The organism is Burkholderia lata (assembly GCF_000012945.1).
GTDB classification, from domain to species: Bacteria; Pseudomonadota; Gammaproteobacteria; order Burkholderiales; family Burkholderiaceae; genus Burkholderia; species Burkholderia lata.
Map to the genome: position 1 here is coordinate 214,199 of NC_007510.1, position 24,143 is coordinate 238,341.

The window sequence follows — 24,143 nt, forward strand, 5'->3', positions numbered from 1 at the left end:
CATGACTCTCGACATCACTCAGTTCTACCAGACATTTTTCGACGAAGCGGACGAGCTGCTCGCGCAGATGGAGCAGTTGCTGCTGAACCTCGACGTCGGCTCGCCCGACCCCGAGGATCTGGCCGCGATCTTCCGCGCCGCGCATTCGATCAAGGGCGGCGCGGCGACGTTCGGCTTTTCCGCGCTGACCGATACGACGCACATCCTCGAATCGCTGCTCGACCGCGCGCGCAACCATGAGCTGACGCTGACCAAGGAAATGGTCGACGCTTTCCTGGAGACGAAGGACGTGCTGTCCGACCAGCTCGTCGACTACCGTGCAAGCGCCGAACCGGACGCGGCCGCTGCCGCGACGATCTGCGCGAAGCTCGAACGGCTGAAGGCCGAGAGCGGCGCGGGTGCGCCGGCTGCGGCAGCGCCCGTGGCGCCGGTCGTTGCCGCCGTTGCGCCGGCTGCGCCGGCCGTGGAACCGGCCGCCGGCGATGACCGCGCGCCCGACCACGTGATCGAGCAGGCCGTCGCGGCCGCGCATCCGGCGGGCGACGCCGATGCAGGCGAAGGCGGCCCGCACCTGAAGATCACGCTCGTGGGCGTCGACGCGAAGGATCGCGAGCTGCTCACCGAAGAACTCGGCAACCTCGGCCGGATCGTGGCCCGCGAGGAAGCGGGCGGCGACCTGACGCTGTGGGTCGAATCGGACGTGCCGTCCGACGACATCGTCGCCGTGTGCTGCTTCGTGATCGACGAAAGCCAGATCCGCGTCGGGCACGGCACGGCGCCGGCCGCACCGGCTGCCGCGCAGGACGCCGCGGCACCGGCAGCCGAACCGGCCGCCGCCGCGCAACCGGTGCGCGCCGAGGTATTCGCGCCGCAGGCCGCGGCACCGCAGCCGGCCGCATCGGCACCGGCGGCGCCCGCCGAGCCGGCCGCCGCTGCGCCCCAAGCGCAGCAGCCGGCCCAGCCGGCGCACGCCGACCACGCGCCGCAGGCCGCCGCGCATCACGACGACAAGCGCGCCCGCCCGGCGGCCGCGGCCGCATCGGGCGCCGAAGGCAGCTCGATCCGCGTCGGCGTCGAGAAGGTCGACCAGTTGATCAACCTGGTCGGCGAACTCGTGATCACGCAGGCGATGCTCGCGGAAACCGCGAGCGCGTTCGATCCGGCGCTGCACGACCGCCTGTTCAACGGGATGGCGCAGCTCGAGCGCAACGCGCGTGACCTGCAGGAAGCCGTGATGTCGATCCGCATGATGCCGATGGACTACGTGTTCAGCCGCTTCCCGCGTCTCGTGCGCGACCTCGCCGGCAAGCTCGGCAAGCAGGTCGAACTCGTCACGTTCGGCCAGGCGACCGAGCTCGACAAGAGCCTGATCGAACGGATCATCGATCCGCTGACCCACCTCGTGCGCAACAGCCTCGACCACGGGATCGAGACGGTCGACAAGCGCGTCGCCGCCGGCAAGGACGCGGTCGGCCAGCTCGTGCTGTCGGCCGCGCATCACGGCGGCAACATCGTGATCGAGGTGAGCGACGACGGCGCGGGCCTGAACCGCGAACGCATTCTCGCGAAGGCCGCGAAACAGGGCATGCAGGTGTCCGACAACATCAGCGACGACGAAGTCTGGCAGCTGATCTTCGCGCCGGGCTTCTCGACCGCCGAGACGGTGACCGACGTGTCGGGCCGTGGCGTCGGGATGGACGTCGTGAAGCGCAACATCCAGTCGATGGGCGGCCACGTCGAGATCACGTCGGTGGCCGGCCGCGGCACGACCACGCGGATCGTGCTGCCGCTCACGCTCGCGATTCTCGACGGGATGTCGGTGAAGGTCGGCAACGAGATCTTCATCCTGCCGCTGAACTTCGTGATGGAGTCGCTGCAGCCGTCGAACGACGACATCTACACGGTCGGCAACGGCGAACGCGTGGTGCGCGTGCGCGGCGAATACCTGCCGCTCGTCGCGCTGCACGAGGTGTTCTCGGTCGACGATGCGCGTACCGACCCGACGCAAGGGATCGTCACGATCATGGAAACCGAGGGACGCCGCTTCGCGATGCTGATCGACGAACTGGTCGGCCAGCAGCAGGTGGTCGTGAAGAACCTCGAAACCAATTACCGCAAGGTGCACGGCATCTCGGCGGCGACCATCCTCGGCGACGGCAGCGTCGCGTTGATCGTCGACGTCGCGGCGCTGAACCGCGAAACCCGTGCGATGCACGGCGCCCGTGCCGGCGCCGAGCTCGCGATGTTCTGATGTCTCTCGCCATTCAACCGCTTGGGGGCCAACGTGGCTGCTGAAGTCCAAATGATCAATCCGGCCGCGGCGAACGCGGCAACGAGCCGTCGCGACACGGAGCAAGGCGACGCGACGGGCCAGGAATTCCTCGTGTTCACGCTCGGCGACGAGGAATACGGGATCGACATCCTGAAGGTGCAGGAAATCCGCGGCTACGACAGCGTCACGCGCATCGCGAACGCGCCGGAGTTCATCAAGGGCGTGATCAACCTGCGCGGGATCATCGTGCCGATCGTCGACATGCGGATCAAGTTCCATCTCGGCCGCGTCGAGTACGACCACCAGACCGTCGTGATCATCCTGAACGTCGCGCATCGCGTGGTCGGGATGGTGGTCGACGGCGTGTCGGACGTGCTGACGCTGCAGACCGACCAGATCATGCCGGCGCCGGAATTCGGCGCGACGCTGACGACCGAGTACCTGACGGGCCTCGGCACGGTCGACGGCCGGATGCTGATCCTGATGGACATCGAGAAGCTGATGTCGAGCCGTGAAATGGCGCTGATCGAGACGCTCGGCGGGTAAGCGCGCCGCGCGCGCAGGAATTTCGGGAGAATCTGCAATGTTGCATAACTGGTCGATCCGCACGACGCTCACGGCGGTCGGACTCATCCTCGTGGCGCTGGCCGCAGCTGTCGGCGGGCTCGGCCTGTACGCGCTGAATCACGCGAGCCGCTCGCTCGACGAGATCGCGCACGTCGACCTGCCGGCGATCCACACGCTCGACGACACGTCGTCGTACCTGCTGCGCGCGCGCGTGTCGCTCGACCGCTTCCGGTCGCTGACGGAAGGCGGCAACACGGCCGAAGCGGCCAAGGTGCTCGACCGCGCGCAGGAGCTGTACGCGAAGTCGAACCAGAACTGGCAGGCGTTCCAGTCGACGCCGAAGCTCGGCGTCGAGCAGGCGCTCGTCGACGAACTGACCACCCGCTACACGACGATCGTGAAGGAAGGCGTCGAGCCCGAATTCGCGGCCGCACGCGCGGGCGACATGGCCGCGTACCACGCGGTCGCCGATACCAAGATCAGCCCGATGTTCGTCGCGTACGACCAGGCCGCGTCGGCCGTGATCGCATCGCTGCAGAAGCGTGCGGAAGATCGCCAGGCCGCGACGCAATCGCAGATCTCGCTGATGATCGGGCTGATCGCGGCCGGCATCGCGATCGCGTTCGTCGTCGTGATCGCGATCCGCTTCGCGCTGCGCGGGCTGATCGTGCAGCCGCTCGAGGACGCGATCGCGCACTTCGAGCGCATCGCCGGCGGCGACCTCACGCAGCCGGTCAACGTGTTCAGCACGAACGAGATCGGCCGCCTGTTCGGCGGCATCAAGCGGATGCAGGACGCCGTCACGACGATGGTGCAGGCCGTGCATCGCGGCACCGAATCGATCGACGTCGGCGCGCGCGAGATCTCGACCGGCAACACCGACCTGTCGCAGCGTACCGAGGAGCAGGCCGCATCGCTGCAGGAAACCGCGTCGAGCATGGAGCAGTTGACGGGCACCGTGCGGCAGAACGCGGAGAACGCGCGGCAGGCCAGCCAGCTCGCGGTGAACGCATCGGACATCGCGACGCAGGGTGGCGACGTGGTCGGCCAGGTCGTGTCGACGATGCAGGACATCGCGGCGAGCTCGGGCAAGGTCGTCGACATCATCGGCACGATCGAAGGCATCGCGTTCCAGACCAACATCCTCGCGCTGAACGCGGCGGTCGAAGCCGCCCGCGCGGGTGAACAGGGCCGCGGCTTCGCGGTGGTCGCGGGCGAAGTGCGCTCGCTCGCACAGCGCAGCGCGAGCGCCGCGAAGGAAATCAAGACGCTGATCGGCGATTCGGCCGAGAAGGTCGAAAGCGGGTCGGCGCTCGTGTCGCGCGCCGGCTCGACGATGGACGAGATCGTGCAGGCCGTGCGCCGCGTGACCGACATCATGGGCGAGATCAGCGCCGCGTCGGACGAGCAGTCGACCGGCATCGAGCAGGTCAACCGCGCGGTCGGCCAGATGGATTCGGTCACGCAGCAGAACGCGGCGCTCGTCGAGCAGGCGGCGGCCGCGGCTGCGTCGCTCGAAGAGCAGACGCGCCAGATGAAGACGATCGTGTCGGGCTGGCGCGTGATGGGCGGCATCACGCTCGCGCCGTCGCGCGGTGTGGCGCGGCCGGTCGCGCACGCGCCCGCGCCGGCGCTGACGTCGGAGCCGCGTGTCGATGCGGCACCGGTCGCCGCGCTGCCGGCCCCGCAGGCCGCCGCACAACCGGCACGGCGCGCCGCGCCGGCGCCGCGTGCCGCCGCTGCGGCTGCGACGGGTGCGGGCCACGAACCGAAGCGTGCGGCCGATACGGGCGCACACGCGCAGAAGGATGCACCGGCTTCCCGCGGCACGGCTGCGGGCGGCTACGGTCCGCGTCTCTCGAAGACCGCCGCACCGGCCGACAAGCCGGCCGCGAAGCCCGCGCTCGTGCGCCCGGCGCTGAACGGCGAGAAGCCGGCGGCGGCCACGGCCGGCACGTCCGACGATGATTGGGAGACCTTCTAAGCCATGCCGCACGCGCGCGCGCCGTTTCGACCCGATGCACCGGATGCCTCGCCTCGCGCGGGCGAGCCGGGGCGCGACTTCGCGTTCACGGGCGCGGATTTCGCACGCATTCGCGCGCTGATCCATCAACGCGCGGGGATCTCGCTGTCCGAGCACAAGCGCGACATGGCGTACAGCCGTCTCGCGCGCCGCTTGCGGGCACGCGGCCTCGACACGTTCCGCGACTACCTCGACCTGCTCGAGCAGGAAGACGATCCGCTCGAGTGGGAAGCGTTCACCAATGCGCTGACGACGAACCTGACCGCGTTCTTCCGCGAGTCGCACCATTTCCCGATCCTGTCGGATTTCGTGAAGGGGCGGCCGGCGCCGGTATCGGTCTGGTGCTCGGCGGCGTCGACCGGCGAGGAGCCTTTCTCGATCGCGATCACGCTGATCGAGGCGCTCGGCGAATCGGCCGCGCGCGGTGCGTCGATCCTCGCGACCGACCTCGACACGCAGGTGCTCGCGAAGGCGGAAGCCGGCATCTACACGTACGACCAGGTCAAGCACCTGGCGCCGGAGCGGCTGAAGCGCTTCTTCCTGAAGGGCACGGGCCCGCAGGCCGGCCGCGTGAAGGTGCGCCCCGAGCTGCGCGCGATGATCCGCTTCGAGCAGCTGAACCTGACCGACGCGGATTACGGGATCGCGAAGCCGTTCGACGCGATCTTCTGCCGCAACGTGATGATCTATTTCGACAAGCCGACGCAGGGGCAGGTGCTGTCGCGCTTCGAGCCGCTCGTGAAGCCGGGCGGGTTGCTGTTCGCCGGCCATTCGGAAAACTTCACGTATGTCACGCAGGCGTTCCGGCTGCGCGGGCAGACGGTGTATGAACTGACCCGCGACGCCGCCCAGGGCGCGCGGCCGCGTAGTGCGCAAGCACTTGCGATGTCGTCTCCCGCGCGCATGCATGCCGCGGGTGCCGCATCAGCTCTTGGAGAGCGCGGATGAGCGCCCTGCCGATCGCCACCAATCGCTACTTCGACAACCACTTCGGCCGTCCCGGCGTGAAGCTGTTGCCGAACGAGTTCTACACGACGTCCGAGGACATGGTGCTGATGACCGTGCTCGGCTCGTGCGTCGCCGCGTGCCTGCACGACCCGTACGCGGGCATCGGCGGGATGAACCACTTCATGCTGCCCGACGACGGCGCCGATCCGGGCGCAGCCGCGTCGGAATCGATGCGCTACGGCGCGTATGCGATGGAAGTGCTGATCAACGAGATGATCAAGGCCGGCGGGCGCCGCGAACGCTTCGAGGCGAAGGTGTTCGGGGGCGCTGCCGTGCTGGCCGGGATGACGACGATCAACATCGGTGACCGCAATGCGGATTTCGTCCGCCGCTACCTCGCGCTCGAACGCATCCGCATCACGGCGGAAGACCTGCAGGGCGTGCATCCTCGCAAGGTCGCGTTCATGGCGGCTACGGGGCGCGCGGCGGTGAAGAAGCTGCGGCTGCAGGTGCCGGGCGTCACCGAGCGCGAAGCCGCGCTCGCCCGCGAGGCCGATCGCGCCCGCACCGCACGGCCGCGTCCGCAGGTCGAGCTGTTCGCGGCGAAGCGTCCGGCTGCGCCGCCACCGGCGCGCCCGCGCATCGAGCTGTTCGGCGCGCGCAGCGCGGCGCCGGCCGGCGGCGTGCGGGCGGCGAACCTATCAAGAAAGCAGGAGGCATGACCGCAGTGCAGAAGATCAAAGTATTGTGCGTCGACGATTCGGCGCTGATCCGCAGCCTGATGACCGAGATCATCAACAGCCAGCCGGACATGACGGTGTGCGCGACCGCGCCCGATCCGCTCGTCGCGCGCGAGCTCATCAAGCAGCACAACCCCGACGTGCTCACGCTCGACGTCGAAATGCCGCGCATGGACGGGCTCGACTTCCTCGAGAAGCTGATGCGCCTGCGGCCGATGCCGGTCGTGATGGTGTCGTCGCTGACCGAGCGCGGCTCGGAAATCACGCTGCGCGCACTCGAACTCGGCGCGGTCGATTTCGTCACGAAGCCGCGCGTCGGGATTCGCGACGGGATGCTCGACTACGCGGAAAAGCTCGCCGACAAGATCCGCGCGGCGTCGCGTGCGCGCGTGCGCCAGGCGCCGCAGCCGCAGGCCGTGGCGCGCGCGGCGGACAGCCACCCGGCCGCACCGATGATCAACAACCCGCTCGTCAGTACCGAGAAGCTGATCATCATCGGCGCGTCGACGGGCGGCACCGAGGCGATCCGCGAAGTGCTGACGCCGCTGCCGCCGGATGCGCCGGCGGTGCTGATCGCGCAGCACATGCCGCCGGGCTTCACGAAGTCGTTCGCGCAGCGCCTGAACGGCCTGTGCCGGATCGCGGTGAAGGAAGCCGAGCACGGCGAGCGCGTGCTGCCGGGCCACGCGTATATTGCGCCGGGCCACGCGCACCTGTTGCTTGCGAGAAGCGGGGCGAACTATATTGCGCAACTGTCGGACGAGCCGCCGGTGAACCGGCACCGTCCGTCGGTCGACGTGCTGTTCCGCTCGGCGGCGACGCACGCGGGCAAGAACGCGATCGGGGTGATCCTGACCGGGATGGGCCGCGACGGCGCGGCCGGCCTGCTGGAAATGAAACGCGCGGGCGCTCACACGTTCGCGCAGGATGAAGCAAGCTGCATCGTGTTCGGCATGCCGCGCGAGGCGATCGCGCTCGGCGGCGCGGACGAGATCGTGCCGCTCGCCGAGATGAGCCGCCGCGTGATGGCGCGCCTGGCGACAATGGGCGACCGCGTGCAGCGCGTTTGAATGGAATGTCACGGGGCGCGTGCCACGATACGCGTCCCGACGGAAACGAATCTGGAAAGGAACGACGATGGACAAGAGCATGAAAATCCTGGTGGTGGACGATTTCCCGACGATGCGCCGGATCGTCCGCAACCTGCTCAAGGAACTGGGCTACTCGAACGTCGACGAGGCCGAAGACGGCGCGGCCGGCCTGGCGCGGCTGCGCGGCGGCGGTTTCGACTTCGTGATCTCCGACTGGAACATGCCGAACCTCGACGGCCTCGCGATGCTGAAGGAAATCCGCGCGGACGCGACGCTCACGCACCTGCCGGTGCTGATGGTCACGGCCGAGTCGAAGAAGGAGAACATCATCGCGGCCGCGCAGGCCGGCGCGAGCGGCTACGTCGTGAAACCGTTTACGGCGGCGACGCTCGACGAGAAGCTGAACAAGATCATCGACAAGATGGCGAAGGCCGGGAGCTGACGTGAACGAGCCGATCCATGCCGCGCTGACCGGCGCCGGGTTCAGCGCCGACGGCCAGGCCGAAGGCGCCGATTTCGCGAGCGACCGCATCCTCGCGCGTATCGGCCATGTCACGCGCACGCTGCGCGATTCGATGCGCGAGCTCGGGCTCGACAAGCACGTCGAGCGGGCGGCGGAAGCCGTGCCCGATGCGCGCGACCGGCTGCGCTACGTTGCGACGATGACCGAGCAGGCCGCCGTGCGCGTGCTGAATGCGATCGAGGTCGCGAAGCCGATGCAGGAGCGCATCCAGAACGAGGCCGAGGCACTCGACGCGCGCTGGGCGCAGTGGTACGCGGCACCGATCGAGCACGCGGAAGTGCGCGAGCTGATGGACGACACGCGCACGTTCCTGCGCACGCTGCCCGAATCGACGTCGGCGACCAGCGCGCAACTGCTCGAGATCATGCTCGCGCAGGATTTCCAGGACCTGACCGGGCAGGTGATCAAGAAGATCATGGACATGGTCTACCTGATCGAGCAGCAGCTCCTCACCGTGCTCGTCGAGAACATCGCGCCCGAGCGGCGCGAGCAGTTCGCGGCCACCGCGGCTTTGCTCGCCGCCGAGCAGATGAGCTCGACCGGCAGCCCCGAGTCGCTGCTGAACGGCCCGCAGATCGCGCCGGAAGGCAAAACCGACGTGGTCCAGGATCAGGGGCAGGTGGACGACCTGCTCGCCAGCCTGGGCTTCTGATCCTGCTGCATGCATCGGCGCGCCGCGTGTCGCGGTGCCGCCCGATGCACGCGTCACACGTTCCCCACACCGCTTTCCCGCGCGCGTTTCACTGGCGAGGCCCAAGGTCGTCCTGCGTCAAATTGACACTTCGACACACTCAGCAGGCATACTACGCGTCAGCAGCAACGTCGCGTCATTCGTAAGATTTCATATGTTGGCAGGTGGCGCGGGCCCGATGGCCGCACTACCGGCAACGAAGCCAGTCCCTTGGGGGGGAACGTGAAGCTGAAACGCTTGGGCTGGGCTGTCGCGCACGCGACGGCTGCAATGGGTGTGCTGTGGAGCCTCCACGCACACGCGGAACTGGGCGGCGCACCGATGTCGCCGCCGGCGGACGATCAGGCCGCATCCGTGCGCGCGCTGCAGCGCGCGATGCGTTCGGCGGACGGCGTGCAGGCGAGCACGGCCGCCTATACCGTCCGCGAGATCACGCTGGGATCGGGCACCGTCATCCACGAATACACGTCGGCCGCCGGCAGCGTGTTCGGCCTCGCGTGGCAAGGGCCGACGATGCCGGACCTCGCGTCGCTGCTCGGCAGCTATTTCCCGCAGTACACCGCAGGCGTCCAGGCGGCGCACAAGGCGCGCGGCTGGCGCGCGCCCGTGTCCGTCGACACGAGCGGCCTCGTGATCCGGACAGGCGGCCACATGGGCGCCTTCTCGGGCCAGGCGTGGCTGCCGGCGGCGCTGCCTGCCGGCTTGACCGGCACCGACATCCAGTGACAGCGGGAGAGCGATCTTGAGAATTCCTCGTACATTCAAGCGCTGGCTCGGCGTGCTGGGCCTCGCGGCGGCCACGGCCGTCCTCGTGACGGCATGCGGCGGCGGCGACGGCGGTGGCGGCAGCAGCTCGGGCAACAACGGCAACAACGGTAACGGCGGCTCGGACGGCAATTCCGGGAGCACGGCCGTCATCACCGTCAACGCCGGCGTCGCGAACGTGATCAACATCCCGACCGTCAGCCTGAAGGTCTGCGCGCCGGGCACGTCGAACTGCCAGGTGGTCAACAACGTGCTCGTCGATACCGCGTCCTACGGGCTGCGGCTCGTCGGCAGCGCCGTGTCGGGCGTGCTCGGCAGCCTCCCGCAGGTGACGAGCGGCGGCGCGCCGGTCGCCGAGTGCGGCAAGTTCGTGTCGAGCTACACGTGGGGTTCGGTGCGCACGGTCGACCTGTCGATCGGCTCCGAGCAGGCGAGCTCGCTGCCCGTGCAGATCATCGGCGACCTCGGCACGACGAACGTGCCGAGCTCGTGCACGAACGGCGGCACGTCGGCCAACTCGGCGAGCGCGCTCGGCGCGAACGGGATCCTCGGCATCGGGCCGGCGCCGGTCGATTGCGGCACGACCTGCGCGACGTCGACGTCGACGAACAACAACTACTACGCATGCCCGAACGGTGACAACGCGAACTGCACGGTGGCGCTCGTGCCGGTGGCGCAGCAGGTGGCCAACCCGGTGCATCGTTTCGCCGACAGCAGCGGCGTGAGCGTGACGATGCCGAGCATTTCGAACAGCGGGCAGGCCAGCGCAACCGGGACGCTGACGTTCGGCTTGCCCGACCTGACCGGGAAGACCGTGATGACGTCGACCACGACGGGCGACGTCAGTGCGACGTTCCAGGGGCGCAACGTGATGGCGTTCTTCGATACGGGTTCGAACGCGTATTTCTTCAACGATTCGACGAACCAGTCGACGACCTGCCCGAAGAACGTGCAGTTCTACTGCCCGGTATCGCCGCCGGCCAGCTACTCGGCGACGTTGACCGGCCAGAACGGCGTGAGCGGTACGGTATCGATGTCCATCGCAAACGCGGATGTGCTGTTCTCGAACTCGTCGACGTTCGCGTTCAACGACATCGCGGGCCCGTTCGGTTCGTCCAGCTGGCTCGACATCGGCATGCCGCACTTCTACAACCGGACGATCTACTTCGGGATGGACAAGACCGCGAGCGGCGGTGCGGCGCCTTTCGTCGCATTCTGACGCGGCACGGCGGGACGCAGGAACAAGGGGGCGAGCGATCGCCCCCTTTTTTATTCGGCGGCCGTGCGCGGCATGACGGGTCGGACCGGCACGCCGCCGCGTGCAGGCACAGCGCCTACGATGTAATACCGGCATCCGTGCCGGCACGACATCGAGGAGGCAGCGCCATGAACCCGCGCATACAACGCATCACGCCGTTCCTGTGGTTCGACAGCGACGCCGAGGCGGCCGCCCGTTTCTACGTATCGGTGTTCGACAACGCGCGCATCGTGCACGTCGCGCGCTACGGCAAAGCCGGCGCGCACGCGTCCGGCAGCGCGGAGGGCGCGGTGATGACCGTCGCGTTCGAGCTCGACGGGCAGGCGTTCGTCGCGCTGAACGGCGGCCCCGTGTTCCAGATCACGCCGGCCGTGTCGTTCGTCGTCAACTGCCGGGATCAGGACGAAATCGACCGCTACTGGGCGCGCCTGTCGGAAGGCGGCGACGAGCGCGCGCAGCAGTGCGGCTGGCTGCGCGACCGCTTCGGCGTGTCGTGGCAGGTCGTGCCGGTGCAGATGAGCGACCTGATGACGGGCGATCCGGCGCGCGCGGAGCGCGTGATGGCGCAGGTGATGACGATGAAGAAGCTCGATCTCGGCGCGCTGCAGCGGGCGGCGGCGGGCTAGGGGCCGGGCAGGAGCCCGCTGCCGGCGCGAACCGGCGACGGCGAACCGGCGAACCGGTGCCGATGCCGATGCCGGGCCGCGCAAGCCCGTGAGCGGCCGGAACGGGCGCTAGACCGGTGACCGGCCGGCGCGCGTCAGGCGCGTGTGGTCGAGGGGCAGGGCCGGCGAGGCCGCGCAGCCGGCTACCAGCACGCAGGCGAGCGACAGCAGCGCAACGAGCGGATGACGGAGCATGGTGTGGTTCGACCGAAATCGGGAATCGGGAATCGGCAATGGCGAAGGGTAGCGCGCTTTGCACGCCCGCGTAATGCCGGCCGGTTAATCGAATGCGGCACAGGTTCATCGATTATCGATCGCACCCGATTTCATTCGGATGTAATCAAATGCTGGATTATCCGGGGCTGTCGTTTCTGTCAGGTATTCAAGATTATTAAAATGACGCGGCATGCAAGCCGATGGTGTCGCATTCCGTTGTTGCAGTCGTTGCTGTGCCGCTCCCGCGCCGTGCCTGGGGGAGGTGCGGCCGGGTGCGCGCACTGCCCGGCATGTGAAAAGAGATGGAGCCCGTCGAAATTCAAACATATAATGCCGGCGTTGTTTCCGGGGTCGTCTATATAAAACAGGAGGGTAATAAAATGAATTTTTCCGAAGCCGTTCGTTCCGCACTCAATAAATACGCGACATTCGAAGGCCGTGCGCGTCGTGCCGAATACTGGTATTTCGCGCTGCTGACCTGTGTGCTGTCGATCGTCGCGCAGATCATCGGCGCGGCCGGCCGCGACGGCGGCCTGATCACGCTACTGCTGCTCGGCGTGCTCGCCCTGGTTTCGCTGGCGCTGATCATTCCGGGTATCGCGGTCAGCGTCCGGCGCCTGCACGATACGGGCCGCTCGGGCTGGTTCCTGCTGCTCGCGCTGATTCCGATCGTCGGCGGCATCCTGCTGCTGGTATGGACGTGCACGCGCGGCACCGAAGGTCCGAACCGCTTCGGCGCGGACCCGATCGTGGCGGCCTGACCGACGCCTGCCCCGACGCGCGACGCCGTCGCGTCGGGGCCCGGTTTCGCGTCGCACCCGCCACGTCGTTTCACCGCTTCACCGTTTCCTCGCCTTTTCCCCGCTTCACGTCGTCGCCGCTCCGTCCGGAGCCGACACCTCGCGACCGCACCCGCCGGCACGTTTTTCCACCGCGCCGCACACCGTTCCGTCCCCCGTCCAGCCGCGTTCGCGCCGGCTCGCCCGATTCCCCGAAATACCCCCCTTTCCCGGCTTTGCTCGACCGATCGGCGTTTGACGCCTCCATGAATAATCGGTGTCACTGGAAAGCGGCATTCCGCCGTACCCGACTGGAGGCCCCGTGGCAGACGAGAGCGATCTCGACAAGACCGAAGCCGCCACTCCCAGGCGCCGCGAGAAGGCGCGCGAGGAGGGGCAGGTCGCGCGTTCGCGCGAGCTGGCTTCGTTCGCGCTGCTCGCGGCCGGGTTCTATGGCGCGTGGCTGCTCGCGGGCCCGTCGGGCGGGCATCTGCAGGCGATGCTGCGCGGCGCGTTCACGTTCGATCGCGCGACCGCGTTCGACACGAACCGGATGCTGTCGGCGGCCGGCAGCGCGAGCCTCGAAGGCTTCGCCGCGCTGCTGCCGATCCTCGCACTCACTGGCGTCGCCGCGCTGCTCGCGCCGATGGCGCTCGGCGGCTGGCTGATCTCGTCGAAGACGTTCGAGCTGAAGTTCGACCGCCTGAACCCGATCTCGGGCCTCGGCCGGATCTTCTCGATCCAGGGGCCGATCCAGCTCGGGATGTCGCTCGCGAAGACGCTGGTCGTCGGCGGGATCGGCGGCATCGCGATCTGGCGCAGCAAGGACGAGTTGCTCGGCCTCGCGACGCAGCCGCTCGGCGTGGCACTGCCCGATGCGCTGCACCTGGTCGCCGTGTGCTGCGGCACGACGGTCGCCGGGATGCTGGTGGTCGCCGCGCTCGATGTGCCTTACCAAATCTGGCAGTACAACAAGAAGTTGCGCATGACGAAGGAAGAAGTGAAGCGCGAGCATCGCGAGAACGAAGGCGATCCGCACGTGAAGGGGCGGATCCGCCAGCAGCAGCGTGCGATCGCGCGCCGCCGGATGATGGCGGCCGTGCCGAAGGCCGACGTGGTCGTCACGAACCCGACGCACTTCGCCGTCGCGCTGCAATACACGGACGGCGAGATGCGCGCGCCGAAGGTCGTCGCGAAGGGCGTGAACCTCGTCGCCGCGCGCATCCGCGAACTCGCGGCCGAACACAACGTGCCGCTGCTCGAAGCGCCGCCGCTCGCGCGTGCGCTGTATCACAACGTCGAACTCGAACGCGAGATTCCCGGCTCGCTGTACTCGGCCGTCGCCGAAGTGCTCGCGTGGGTCTACCAGCTCAAGCGCTTCCGTTCGGAAGGCGGCGCGTTCCCGGCGATGCCGGTCGATCTGGAAGTGCCGGCCGACCTCGACAAGGGCTCGTCGGTGTCCGCCGAAGACGAACGCGAAGAGCAGGACGACACGCTCGGTAAGGGAGGTGTGGCATGAGCACCCCGACCGGCCTGTTCGCGAAGCGCCCGAACGTGCTCGCGGGTACCAACCTGCGCGCGCTCGCGGGCCCGATCCTCATCTGCATGATTTTGGGGATGATGATCCTGCCGCTGCCGCCGATGCTGCTGGATCTGCTGTTCACGTTCAACATCGCGCTGTCCGTGATGGTGCTGCTCGTCAGCATGTACACGATGAAGCCGCTCGACTTCGCGGCGTTCCCGAGCGTGCTGCTGTTCTCCACACTGTTGCGCCTGTCGCTGAACGTCGCGTCGACGCGCGTCGTGCTGCTCGAAGGCCACACGGGCCCGGACGCGGCCGGCCAGGTGATCGAGGCGTTCGGCCACTTCCTCGTCGGCGGCAACTTCGCGGTCGGCATCGTCGTGTTCGTGATCCTGATGATCATCAACTTCATGGTGATCACGAAGGGCGCGGGGCGGATCGCCGAAGTGTCCGCGCGCTTCACGCTCGACGCGATGCCCGGCAAGCAGATGGCGATCGACGCTGATCTGAACGCGGGCCTCATCAACGAAGAGCAGGCCCGCAAGCGCCGCCTGGCCGTGTCGCAGGAAGCCGAGTTCTACGGGTCGATGGACGGCGCGTCGAAGTTCGTGCGCGGCGACGCGATCGCCGGCCTGATCATCATGGCGATCAACGTGATCGGCGGGCTGATCGTCGGGATGGTCCAGCACGACATGAGTTTCGCCGCGGCCGGCACGAACTACACGCTGCTGACGATCGGCGACGGCCTCGTCGCGCAGATCCCGTCGCTCGTGATCTCGACCGCGGCCGGCGTGATCGTGTCGCGCGTCGCGACCGACGAGGACATCGGCACGCAGATCACCGGCCAGCTGTTCACGAACCCGCGCGTGCTGAACATCACCGGCGCGATCATCGTGCTGATGGGCCTGATCCCCGGCATGCCGCACTTCGCGTTCCTCGCACTCGGCGGCGGCGCGATCTGGCTGGCCCGCACGCAGACCAAGCGCGCGGCGGCCCGCAAGGCGGCCGGCGACCTGACCGACATCGCACCGCCCGCGGTGCTGCCGTCGGACAGCCACGAGGCGACCTGGGACGACGTGCAACTGATCGACCCGCTCGGCCTCGAAGTCGGCTACCGGCTGATTCCGCTCGTCGACAAGAACAGCGACGGCGAACTGCTCAAGCGGATCAAGAGCATCCGCAAGAAATTCGCGCAGGAAATCGGCTTCCTGCCGCCGGTGATCCATATCCGCGACAACCTCGAACTGCGGCCGAACGCTTACCGGATCGCGCTGAAGGGTGTCGAGATCGGCGTCGGCGAAGTGTTCCCGGGCCAGTGGCTCGCGATCAACCCCGGCCAGGTGACGGCCGCGCTGCCGGGCGCCGTCACGCAGGATCCCGCGTTCGGGCTGCCGGCCGTGTGGATCGACGTCGCGATGCGCGAACAGGCGCAGGTGTACGGCTACACGGTGGTCGACGCGAGCACGGTCGTCGCGACGCACCTGAACCATCTGGTCGTCCAGCACGCGGCCGAGCTGCTCGGCCGCCAGGAAGTGCAGTCGCTCGTCGAGCGCACCGGCAAGGACGCGCCGTCGCTCGTCGAGGACCTCGTGCCGAAGACGATCTCGCTGACGACGCTGCAGAAGGTGCTGCAGAACCTGCTCGAGGAAGGCGTGCCGATCCGCGACATGCGCACGATCCTCGAGGCCGTGTCCGAACACGCGGGCCGCGGCGACGCGTTCGAGATCACGGCCGCGGTGCGGCTGTCGCTCGGCCGCGCGATCACGCAGCAGTGGTATCCGGGCGCCGGCGAAATGCAGGTGATGGGCCTCGACTCGAATCTGGAGCGCGTGCTGTCGCAGGCGCTCGCCACCGGCGCGAACCCGGGCCTCGAACCCGGCCTCGCGCACAACCTTCTGACCGGCACGCAACAGGCGATGCTGCGTCAACAGAATCTCGGGCTGCCGCCCGTGCTGCTGGTGCAGCACGCGCTGCGCGCGATGCTCGCGCGTTTCCTGCGCCGCAGCCTGCCGCAATTGAAAGTGCTGTCGTATGCCGAAGTGCCGGACACACGCACGATCAAAGTCGTTAACGTCATCGGGGGTTCCGCTTGAACATTCGCAAATTCACCGGCGCAACGAGCCGCGACGCACTTCGTCTCGTGCGCGAGGCACTCGGCGCCGACGCGGTCGTGCTGTCGAACCGCACGCTCGATGACGGCAGCGTGGAAATCGTCGCACTGGCAGATTCGGACCTGGCCGCCGTGGCGCCGCCGGCTGCGGTGCGCCCGCGCATCGCTGCGCCGCGCATGCCGGAATCCGTGCCGGCCGCCGCCGTGCCGGGCATCGTGTCGCGCCCGGGTGCGGCGCTGGCCCGTCCGGCGGTCAATCCGTATGCAGCAGGCGAAGGCGGGCTGCCGGACGTGTTCTCGTCGGTGTTCGGCGCAAGCGCCGAAGCAGACGACACGGTGGCGCAACCTTCGGCGATCGATGACGCTGCGCTGGCCGCGGCGGCGCCGTCTTCCGCCGCCGCCCCGACTGCCGCCGCCCCGGCCGCTGCTTCCGAACCCGCACCGTGGCTGGTCGAGCACGCGAAGCGCCTGACGCAGCAGCGCGATGCGCTGATGGCGCGTGCGCAGGCAACGCCCGCCGCGCCGCAGGCGAGCGTGCCGGCCCCGCAGGCCGCCGCGAGCGCGACGCCGCCCGAGTGGGCACGCGACATCGTGCGCGACGCCGAACGCCGGATGCCGGCCGCCGCCACCCGCGCGCCCGACACGAACGCGAACGCGAACGCCGCGTATGCCGCGAAGGCGGCCGAGCGCACGCGCGTGTCCGCCGACGCCGCCGCCGCGGTGGCCGACGCCGTGAAGTCGCGCATCGAGCGGATCGTCAACGATACGGTGATGCAGGAGCTCGGCGAGCTGCGCGGGATGATGGAAGAGCAGTTCGACAGCCTGATGTGGCACGACCGCCAGCGTCGCAGCGCCGTGCATGGCGCGCTGACGAAGCACCTGTTCGCGGCCGGTTTCTCCGCGCAGCTCGTGCGGATGCTGGTCGACAACATGCCGGCCGGCGACGGCGCGCAGACCTTCGAACAGGCCACCGAATGGGCGCAGTCGGTGCTTGCGTCGAACCTGCCGGTGCTCGAAAGTGAAGATGCGCTGATGGAGCGCGGCGGCGTGTTCGCGCTGATGGGGCCGACGGGCGTCGGCAAGACGACCACCACCGCGAAGCTCGCTGCGCGCTGCGTGATGCGCTTCGGCGCGAGCAAGGTCGCGCTGCTGACCACCGACAGCTACCGGATCGGCGGCCACGAGCAGCTGCGCATTTTCGGCAAGATCCTCGGCGTGCCCGTGCACGCGGTGAAGGATGCGGGCGACCTCGCACTGGCGCTGTCCGAGCTGCGCAACAAGCACATCGTGCTGATCGACACGATCGGCATGAGCCAGCGCGACCGCGCGGTGTCCGACCAGATCGCGATGCTGCACGGTGCGAACGCGCCGGTTCAGCGCCTGCTGCTGCTCAACGCGACGAGCCACGGCGACACGCTCAACGAAGTCGTGCAGGCGTACCGCAGCGCGGGCGAGCATCCGGACCTGGCCGGCTGCATCCTCACGAAGCTCGACGAGGCGACCCACCTCGGCGGCGTGCTCGACACGGTGATCCGCTACAAGCTGCCGATCCATTACGTGTCGACCGGCCAGAAGGTGCCGGAGAACCTGTACGTCGCCTCGACCAAATTCCTGCTGAAGAGCGCGTTCTGTGTACCGCGCGACGGCTCGCCCTTCGTGCCGCAAGACGAGGACATGCCGACGCTGCTTTCCGCACTGACCGCACGTTCCACCGCCGAGCTGCACGAGGTGCGATTTGGATAAACGAATCATCGATCAGGCCGAAGGGCTGCGGCGCCTGCTGGCCGGGCGCGCATCGCGCATCGTCGCGGTGACGGGCGGGCCGGCGGGTGTCGGCTGCACGTCCACCGTGGTGAGCCTCGCGGCGGCGCTCGCGTCGCTCGGCAAGGATGTGCTCGTCGTCGACGAGCGAGCCGACGTGCATTCGGCCAGCGCGACGCTGGCGGGCGCGTGGCTGCGTGACGGCGAACGCACGCGGGTCGCGGCCGGCTTCAGCCTGTGCGCCGCCGCGCGGCTCGCACGCACCGGCTACACCGATGCACAACTGAGCGATTTCATCGACGGGCCGGCCGACATCGTCCTCGTCGACGCGCAGATCGGCGCCGACGGTTCGTTCTCGGCGCTCGCACGCGAAGCGCACGACGTGCTGGTCGTCACGCGGGTCGCCGCGCAGGCGATCACCGAGGCGTATGCGTGCATGAAGCGGCTGCATTTCGCGCATGCGTTCGCGCAGTTCCGCGTGCTGACCAATCACGTCGGCAGCCATGCCGACGCGAAGGTCGCGTTCGACAACCTCGCGGGCGTTGCGAGCCGCTACCTGACGGTGTCGATCGCCGACGCGGGCTGCGTGAGCGCCGATCCGCTCGTCGAACACGCACGCGAGCTGATGCGTGTGGTGGTCGATGCGTTCCCGTCGTCGGCCGCCGCGCGCGACTACCGGCAGATTGCCGCCGACCTGCTGTATTGGCCGATGCGCCCGCGTTCGGGTGCGGGCCGCGCCGTGCACGCGGGCGGCAAGCCGTCGTATGAGGCGGGCGCGGCACACGCCGCGTGAACGCCACCGGAAGGAGAGAGCCATGATGTACAACGCTCAAGGAAAGATGTCCCAGGCCGACGTGCTCGCGCAATATGCGCCGCTCGTGCGACGCCTCGGGCTGCAGCTCGTCGCGAAGATGCCGGCGAGCGTCGACCTCGACGACCTGATTCAGGCCGGCATGATCGGCCTGATGGACGCGGCCGGCCGCTACAAGGAAGACCAGGGCGCGCAGTTCGAGACTTACGCGACCCAGCGTATCCGCGGCGCGATGCTCGACGAGCTGCGCAGCAACGACTGGCTGCCGCGCAGCCTGCGCAAGACGTCGCGCGAGGTCGAGCACGCGGTGCACCAGGTCGAGCAGAATCTCGGCCGCTCGGCGAGCGAGACCGAGATCGCGCAGCACCTGAACATGCCGCTCGACGAGTACCAGGGGATGCTGCAGGACCTGCACGGCAGCCAACTGATCTATTACGAGGATTTCGACCGCGCGGCCGACGACGAGCCGTTCCTCGACCGCTACCGCGTCGATCACGCCGATCCGCTGTCCGCGCTGCTCGACGAGCACCTGCGCGAAGCGCTCGTCGAGGCGATCGAGCGGCTGCCGGAGCGCGAGAAGCTGCTGATGTCGCTGTACTACGAACGGGGTCTGAATCTGCGCGAGATCGGCGCGGTGCTCGAAGTGAGCGAATCGCGCGTGTGCCAGCTGCACAGCCAGGCCGTCGCGCGCCTGCGCGCGCGGCTGCGCGAACAGGCGTGGGTCGGCGCGGAGTCCTGACCCTTTCTTGACGGCTGCACGCGCCGACGCCGCGCGCTTGCGCCGTCGGCGCGCAGTCGTGCGCCGTGCTTGCGCATTCTGCGCGCCGATTTGCTACAATCCTCTCCGCTTTCCGAGGAGCGTTGCGACGGACCACTCTGCGTCCGCCAGGCTCGGAAGGCTTCACCAAGCAGCTTGTGCGGCACAACCGCGTCGGCCCCGCTTCCTGAACGGCGCTCACGTCACCAATCTAGAAACTTTTTAGAAAGGAGGGCGTGATGAACGCCATTATCGATTCCAAAGCTTCCAACGATTACGTCGTCGCCGACATGGCGCTGGCCGGCTGGGGCCGCAAGGAACTGAACATCGCCGAGACCGAAATGCCGGGCCTCGTGCAGATCCGTGACGAATACAAGGCACAGCAGCCGCTGAAGGGCGCGCGCATTGCCGGTTCGCTGCACATGACGATCCAGACGGGCGTGCTGATCGAGACGCTGAAGGCGCTCGGCGCGGACGTCCGCTGGGCCTCGTGCAACATCTTCTCGACGCAGGACCACGCCGCTGCCGCGATCGTCGAAGCCGGCACGCCGGTGTTCGCGTTCAAGGGCGAATCGCTCGACGAATACTGGGAATTCTCGCACCGCATCTTCGAATGGCCGAACGGCGAATTCGCGAACATGATCCTGGACGACGGCGGCGACGCAACGCTGCTGCTGATCCTCGGCGCGAAGGCCGAGAAGGACCGTTCGGTGATCGCGAAGCCGACCAACGAGGAAGAAGTCGCGCTGTACAAGTCGATCGCGCAGCACCTCGACGCGGACCCGACCTGGTACTCGACGCGCCTCGCGCACATCAAGGGCGTGACCGAAGAAACCACGACCGGCGTGCACCGCCTGTACCAGATGGAAAAGGACGGCCGCCTGCCGTTCCCGGCGTTCAACGTGAACGATTCGGTCACGAAGTCGAAGTTCGACAACCTGTACGGCTGCCGTGAATCGCTGGTCGACGGCATCAAGCGCGCGACCGACGTGATGATCGCGGGCAAGGTCGCGGTCGTCGCGGGCTACGGCGACGTGGGCAAGGGCTGCGCGCAATCGCTGCGCGGCCTGGGCGCCACCGTGTGGGTCACCGAAATCGACCCGATCTGCGCACTGCAGGCGGCGATGGAAGGCTACCGCGTCGTGACGATGGAATACGCAGCCGACAAGGCCGACATCTTCGTGACGGCCACGGGCAACTTCCACGTGATCGGCCACGATCACATGAAGGCGATGCGCCACAACGCGATCGTCTGCAACATCGGTCACTTCGACTCGGAAATCGACGTCGCGTCGACCCGCCAGTACCAGTGGGAAAACATCAAGCCGCAGGTCGACCACATCATCTTCCCGGACGGCAAGCGCGTGATCCTGCTGGCGGAAGGCCGCCTCGTGAACCTCGGCTGCGCGACCGGCCACCCGTCGTTCGTGATGTCGAACTCGTTCGCGAACCAGACGCTCGCGCAGATCGAGCTGTTCGTGCGCGGCAACGAGTACGAGAACAAGGTGTACGTGCTGCCGAAGCACCTCGATGAAAAGGTCGCACGCCTGCACCTGGCGCGCATCGGCGCGAACCTGTCCGTGCTGTCGGACGAGCAGGCTTCGTACATCGGCGTGCAGAAGGACGGCCCGTTCAAGCCGAACCACTACCGCTACTGATCCGACGCGCCGCTGCCGCGGTGCCGTGCGCGCGTCGCCGACGCGTACCCGGCATGGCGGCACGGCGCGCCGGATCGCCGGCTGCCGCGGCGCGCCTTCGGGCACCCGCGGCAGCCGGCGGCGGCCACTGATCGTACCGATCGACAACCGAACCGGAGCACTCCATGAGCGTCATCCTCACCTGGGTCATCAACGCGCTCGCGCTGCTGATCATCACGTACCTCGTGCCGTCGATCCACATCAAGAGCTTCGGCACGGCGCTGATCATCGCGGTCGTGCTCGGCCTGATCAACACGGTGATCCGCCCGGTGCTGATCCTGCTGACGCTGCCCGTCACGATCGTCACGCTCGGGGTGTTCATCCTGGTCGTGAACGCGTTGTGCTTCTGGTTCGCGTCGTCGCTGCTGAAGGGCTTCGAGGTGTCGGGCTTCTGGTCCGCGTTCTTCGGTTCGATCCTGTACAGCATCGTGTCGTGGCTGCTGTCCGCGCTGATCTTCGGTCAGCGCGACATCGGCTGACCTCTTCGAATCATGAAACCGATCGAACTCTCGTTTGAATTCTTCCCGCCGAAAACGGCGGAGGGCGTCGAGAAGCTGCGCGCCACGCGTGCGCAGCTGCTGCCGCTGAAGCCGAAATTCGTTTCCTGCACGTTCGGCGCCGGCGGTTCGACGCAGCAGGGTACGCTCGATACGGTGCTCGACATGCAGAAGGACGGCCTCGAGGCCGCACCGCACCTGTCGTGCATCGGTTCGTCGCGTGACAGCCTGCGCGCAATCCTCGACCAGTACCGCTCGTACGGCATCCGTCACATCGTCGCGCTGCGTGGCGACCTGCCGTCGGGGATGGGCGAAGTCGGCGAACTGCGTTATGCGTCGGAACTCGTCAGCTTCATCCGTGCCGAGCATGGCGACTGGTTCCACATCGAAGTCGCCGGCTATCCGGAGTACCACCCGCAAGCGCGCTCGCCGAAGGCCGACCTCGAGAATTTCGCGCGCAAGGTGAAAGCCGGCGCGAATTCCGCGATCACGCAGTACTTCTTCAACGCCGATGCGTATTTCCGCTTCGTCGACGATGCGCGCAAGCTGGGCGTGGACGTGCCGATCGTGCCGGGCATCATGCCGATCACGAACTTCTCGCAGCTGATGCGCTTCTCCGAGATGTGCGGCGCCGAAGTGCCGCGCTGGGTCGCGCGCCGGCTCGAGAGCTTCGGCGACGATCGCGAGTCGATCCGTGCGTTCGGCGCGGACGTCGTCACGAGCCTGTGCCAGCGTCTGGTCGACGCGGGCGTGCCGGGCCTGCACTTCTATACGCTGAACACGGCGGCCGCGACGCGGACGATCTGTGAACGGCTCGTCGTGTAAGCGCGCTCACGCGATGGCATGCGTAAAAGCCCCGCCGGTGATGCCGGCGGGGCTTTTTTTTCGAGACCTCCGGAGCGCGGCCGCGCGCGTCAGCGCTGCGCCTGCATCAGCGGCGGGCGGCGCTCGAACCACGGCCGCGCCTGTTCGAGCTGCCGGGCGAGCCGGAGCAGCAGCGCGTCGTCGGCGTGACGCGCGGCGAACTGCACGCCGATCGGCAGCCCGCGCGCGTTCCAGTAGAGCGGCACCGACATCGCCGGCTGGCCGGTCAGATTGAACAGCTCGGTGCAGCCGGCCCACGTGAACGCCTTTTCCGACGACTTCGCGAGCATTTCCTTCAGCAGCGGTTTCACCGGCAGTGCGGCGAGCACCTTCATCTGCGTCGTTTCGAACGGCGTCGGCTGCAACTCGCCGATCTTCACCGGCGGGCCCGCGAGCGACGCGCACAGGATCGCGTCGTAGCGCGACACGAGGCCGGCCACCTGCACGGTGAGCTGGCGCTGCCATTCGAGCACGTCCGGCAGGCGCGTGCGCGCGAGGCGCCGGCCGACCACGGCCATCGCCCACGTCGCGGCTTCGAATTCGCCGCGCTTCGGCGTGCGGCCGGTCAGCGCGCGTGCGCCCAGCACCATCTCCTCGGCGATCGTCGCCCACAGCGTGAGGAAGGTTTCGGCCGCGCGCGCGTAGTTGACTTGCAGCGTCGCCGGCTCGACATGGTGGCCGAGCGATTCGAGCAGCGCGGCCGCGTCGTCGAGCGCCGCGCGCGTGTCGTCGGCGAGCGCCGGCGCAAGCATCGGGTCGAGCACGAGGCCGATCCGCAGCGGGCCGGGCGGCGTGTCGAGCTCGCCGAGGAACGTGCCGGGCGCGCCGGCCGGCAAGGTCTGGCCGGTCGTCACGTCGAGCAGCAGCGCGCTGTCGCGCACGCTGCGCGTGACCGCATGCTGGACGACCAGCTCGCCGTTCGAAGGCAGGTCGACGAGTACCGGGTTGCGGCTCGGCTTCAGGCCGAACAGCCCGCAGCACGACGCCGGAATGCGGATCGAGCCGCCGCCGTCGGACGCATGCGCGATCGGCACGATGCCGGCCGCGACGGCCGCCGCCGCACCGCCGCTCGAACCGCCGGGCGTGTGGTCGAGATTCCACGGGTTGCGGCACGCGCCGAACAGTTCGGGTTCCGTGTACGGCATCTGGCCGATCTCCGACGTGTTGGTCTTGCCGAACACGTTGAGACCGGCCGCGCGGCTGCGCGCGATCACCGGCGAATCGTCGGCGGGCACGAAGTACCGGTAGTGCCGGCTGCCCATCGACAGCGGCAGCCCGGCGACCGCCGCGCCGAGATCCTTCACGAGATAGGGAACGCCGGCGAACGGCGCGTCGGCGCCGCCGTCGGGTGTGGCGGCCGCACGCTGGCGTGCGGCTTCGTAGTCCTGCAGCACGATCGCGTTGATCGCACTGTTGACCGCTTCGGCCTGGCCGATCGCGGCGTCGAGCAGTTCGCGCGGGCTCGCCTTGCGTTCGCGTACCAGTGTGGCGAGGCCGATCGCGTCATGCGCGAGATAGTCCGAGTGCATCGCAGTCACCCCCGTTGTGACCCGTGGCGATGACAGCAGCATAACGCGGGCCCGGTG

The 24,143-nt window shown here is 68.2% G+C and carries 22 protein-coding genes and 1 riboswitch; of the genes, 20 read left to right on the forward strand and 2 right to left on the reverse strand.

Going from position 1 to position 24,143, the window contains the following annotated elements:
- Position 1: 1 nt before the first annotated feature.
- From cheA to BCEP18194_RS06895, 11 genes are all read left to right on the forward strand, one after another.
- Positions 2-2,251: a chemotaxis protein CheA gene (gene cheA / locus BCEP18194_RS06845; protein ID WP_011350595.1), complete on the forward strand. Its 2,250-nt coding sequence runs from the start codon at positions 2-4 to the stop codon at positions 2,249-2,251.
- Between the two features lie 51 nt (positions 2,252-2,302).
- Entirely contained in the window at positions 2,303-2,818 is a 516-nt protein-coding gene (cheW, locus tag BCEP18194_RS06850; RefSeq protein ID WP_011350596.1) for a chemotaxis protein CheW, read from the forward strand.
- Positions 2,819-2,855: 37 nt separating this feature from the next.
- On the forward strand, positions 2,856-4,823 hold the full coding sequence (locus tag BCEP18194_RS06855; RefSeq protein WP_011350597.1) for a methyl-accepting chemotaxis protein: 1,968 nt from the start codon (positions 2,856-2,858) through the stop codon (positions 4,821-4,823).
- A 3-nt stretch (positions 4,824-4,826) separates the two neighbouring features.
- Complete coding sequence (locus BCEP18194_RS06860; RefSeq protein ID WP_011350598.1) at positions 4,827-5,810, forward strand: CheR family methyltransferase; 984 nt, start codon at positions 4,827-4,829, stop codon at positions 5,808-5,810.
- The gene (gene cheD / locus BCEP18194_RS06865) at positions 5,807-6,532 is read left to right on the forward strand and encodes a chemoreceptor glutamine deamidase CheD (RefSeq protein WP_011350599.1); all 726 of its coding nucleotides are present in this window, start codon (positions 5,807-5,809) and stop codon (positions 6,530-6,532) included. Before BCEP18194_RS06860 ends, cheD begins: the two co-directional genes overlap by 4 nt.
- On the forward strand, positions 6,529-7,620 hold the full coding sequence (locus BCEP18194_RS06870; RefSeq protein WP_011350600.1) for a protein-glutamate methylesterase/protein-glutamine glutaminase: 1,092 nt from the start codon (positions 6,529-6,531) through the stop codon (positions 7,618-7,620). The genes cheD and BCEP18194_RS06870 overlap by 4 nt, the downstream gene beginning before the upstream one ends.
- 67 nt (positions 7,621-7,687) lie before the next feature.
- Positions 7,688-8,083, forward strand: coding sequence for a chemotaxis response regulator CheY (gene cheY / locus BCEP18194_RS06875; RefSeq protein WP_011350601.1), 396 nt, complete (start codon positions 7,688-7,690; stop codon positions 8,081-8,083).
- Between the two features lies 1 nt (position 8,084).
- Positions 8,085-8,816 (forward strand): protein phosphatase CheZ, encoded by a 732-nt coding sequence (gene cheZ / locus BCEP18194_RS06880; protein ID WP_011350602.1) that lies wholly within the window; start codon positions 8,085-8,087, stop codon positions 8,814-8,816.
- Positions 8,817-9,077: 261 nt separating this feature from the next.
- Complete coding sequence (locus BCEP18194_RS06885) at positions 9,078-9,581, forward strand: DUF2844 domain-containing protein (RefSeq protein ID WP_011350603.1); 504 nt, start codon at positions 9,078-9,080, stop codon at positions 9,579-9,581.
- A 16-nt stretch (positions 9,582-9,597) separates the two neighbouring features.
- Positions 9,598-10,839 (forward strand): DUF3443 family protein, encoded by a 1,242-nt coding sequence (locus tag BCEP18194_RS06890; protein WP_011350604.1) that lies wholly within the window; start codon positions 9,598-9,600, stop codon positions 10,837-10,839.
- Between the two features lie 167 nt (positions 10,840-11,006).
- Entirely contained in the window at positions 11,007-11,504 is a 498-nt protein-coding gene (locus BCEP18194_RS06895; protein ID WP_011350605.1) for a VOC family protein, read from the forward strand.
- A gap of 108 nt (positions 11,505-11,612) precedes the next feature.
- Here the strand turns inward: BCEP18194_RS06895 and BCEP18194_RS42245 are convergent, their stop codons facing one another.
- Positions 11,613-11,738: a hypothetical protein gene (locus BCEP18194_RS42245; protein ID WP_279626930.1), complete on the reverse strand. Its 126-nt coding sequence runs from the start codon at positions 11,736-11,738 to the stop codon at positions 11,613-11,615.
- A gap of 401 nt (positions 11,739-12,139) precedes the next feature.
- Between BCEP18194_RS42245 and BCEP18194_RS06900 the strand changes: the two genes are divergently transcribed.
- The 9 genes from BCEP18194_RS06900 to metF all read left to right on the forward strand — a co-directional run bounded on the left by BCEP18194_RS06900 (position 12,140) and on the right by metF (position 22,518).
- A complete protein-coding gene (locus tag BCEP18194_RS06900; RefSeq protein WP_011350606.1) occupies positions 12,140-12,520 on the forward strand; it encodes a DUF805 domain-containing protein in 381 nt (126 codons plus the stop codon).
- Between the two features lie 340 nt (positions 12,521-12,860).
- The gene (gene flhB, locus BCEP18194_RS06905; RefSeq protein WP_011350607.1) at positions 12,861-14,057 is read left to right on the forward strand and encodes a flagellar biosynthesis protein FlhB; all 1,197 of its coding nucleotides are present in this window, start codon (positions 12,861-12,863) and stop codon (positions 14,055-14,057) included.
- Positions 14,054-16,153, forward strand: coding sequence for a flagellar biosynthesis protein FlhA (flhA, locus tag BCEP18194_RS06910; RefSeq protein ID WP_011350608.1), 2,100 nt, complete (start codon positions 14,054-14,056; stop codon positions 16,151-16,153). The genes flhB and flhA overlap by 4 nt, the downstream gene beginning before the upstream one ends.
- A complete protein-coding gene (flhF, locus tag BCEP18194_RS06915) occupies positions 16,150-17,913 on the forward strand; it encodes a flagellar biosynthesis protein FlhF (RefSeq protein WP_011350609.1) in 1,764 nt (587 codons plus the stop codon). Before flhA ends, flhF begins: the two co-directional genes overlap by 4 nt.
- Entirely contained in the window at positions 17,906-18,724 is an 819-nt protein-coding gene (locus BCEP18194_RS06920; protein ID WP_011350610.1) for a flagellar biosynthesis protein FlhG, read from the forward strand. The genes flhF and BCEP18194_RS06920 overlap by 8 nt, the downstream gene beginning before the upstream one ends.
- Positions 18,725-18,746: 22 nt before the next feature.
- Positions 18,747-19,481: an RNA polymerase sigma factor FliA gene (locus BCEP18194_RS06925; protein WP_011350611.1), complete on the forward strand. Its 735-nt coding sequence runs from the start codon at positions 18,747-18,749 to the stop codon at positions 19,479-19,481.
- 108 nt (positions 19,482-19,589) lie between these two features.
- A riboswitch (S-adenosyl-L-homocysteine riboswitch) is annotated at positions 19,590-19,706 on the forward strand.
- A gap of 32 nt (positions 19,707-19,738) precedes the next feature.
- Positions 19,739-21,157 (forward strand): adenosylhomocysteinase, encoded by a 1,419-nt coding sequence (gene ahcY / locus BCEP18194_RS06930; RefSeq protein ID WP_011350612.1) that lies wholly within the window; start codon positions 19,739-19,741, stop codon positions 21,155-21,157.
- A gap of 164 nt (positions 21,158-21,321) precedes the next feature.
- A complete protein-coding gene (locus BCEP18194_RS06935; RefSeq protein ID WP_006477367.1) occupies positions 21,322-21,675 on the forward strand; it encodes a phage holin family protein in 354 nt (117 codons plus the stop codon).
- A gap of 12 nt (positions 21,676-21,687) precedes the next feature.
- The gene (gene metF, locus BCEP18194_RS06940) at positions 21,688-22,518 is read left to right on the forward strand and encodes a methylenetetrahydrofolate reductase [NAD(P)H] (protein WP_011350613.1); all 831 of its coding nucleotides are present in this window, start codon (positions 21,688-21,690) and stop codon (positions 22,516-22,518) included.
- An 89-nt stretch (positions 22,519-22,607) separates the two neighbouring features.
- On the opposite strand, the gene BCEP18194_RS06945 is transcribed toward metF, so the two are convergent.
- Entirely contained in the window at positions 22,608-24,086 is a 1,479-nt protein-coding gene (locus BCEP18194_RS06945) for an amidase (RefSeq protein ID WP_011350614.1), read from the reverse strand.
- Between the last annotated feature and the right edge of the window lie 57 nt (positions 24,087-24,143).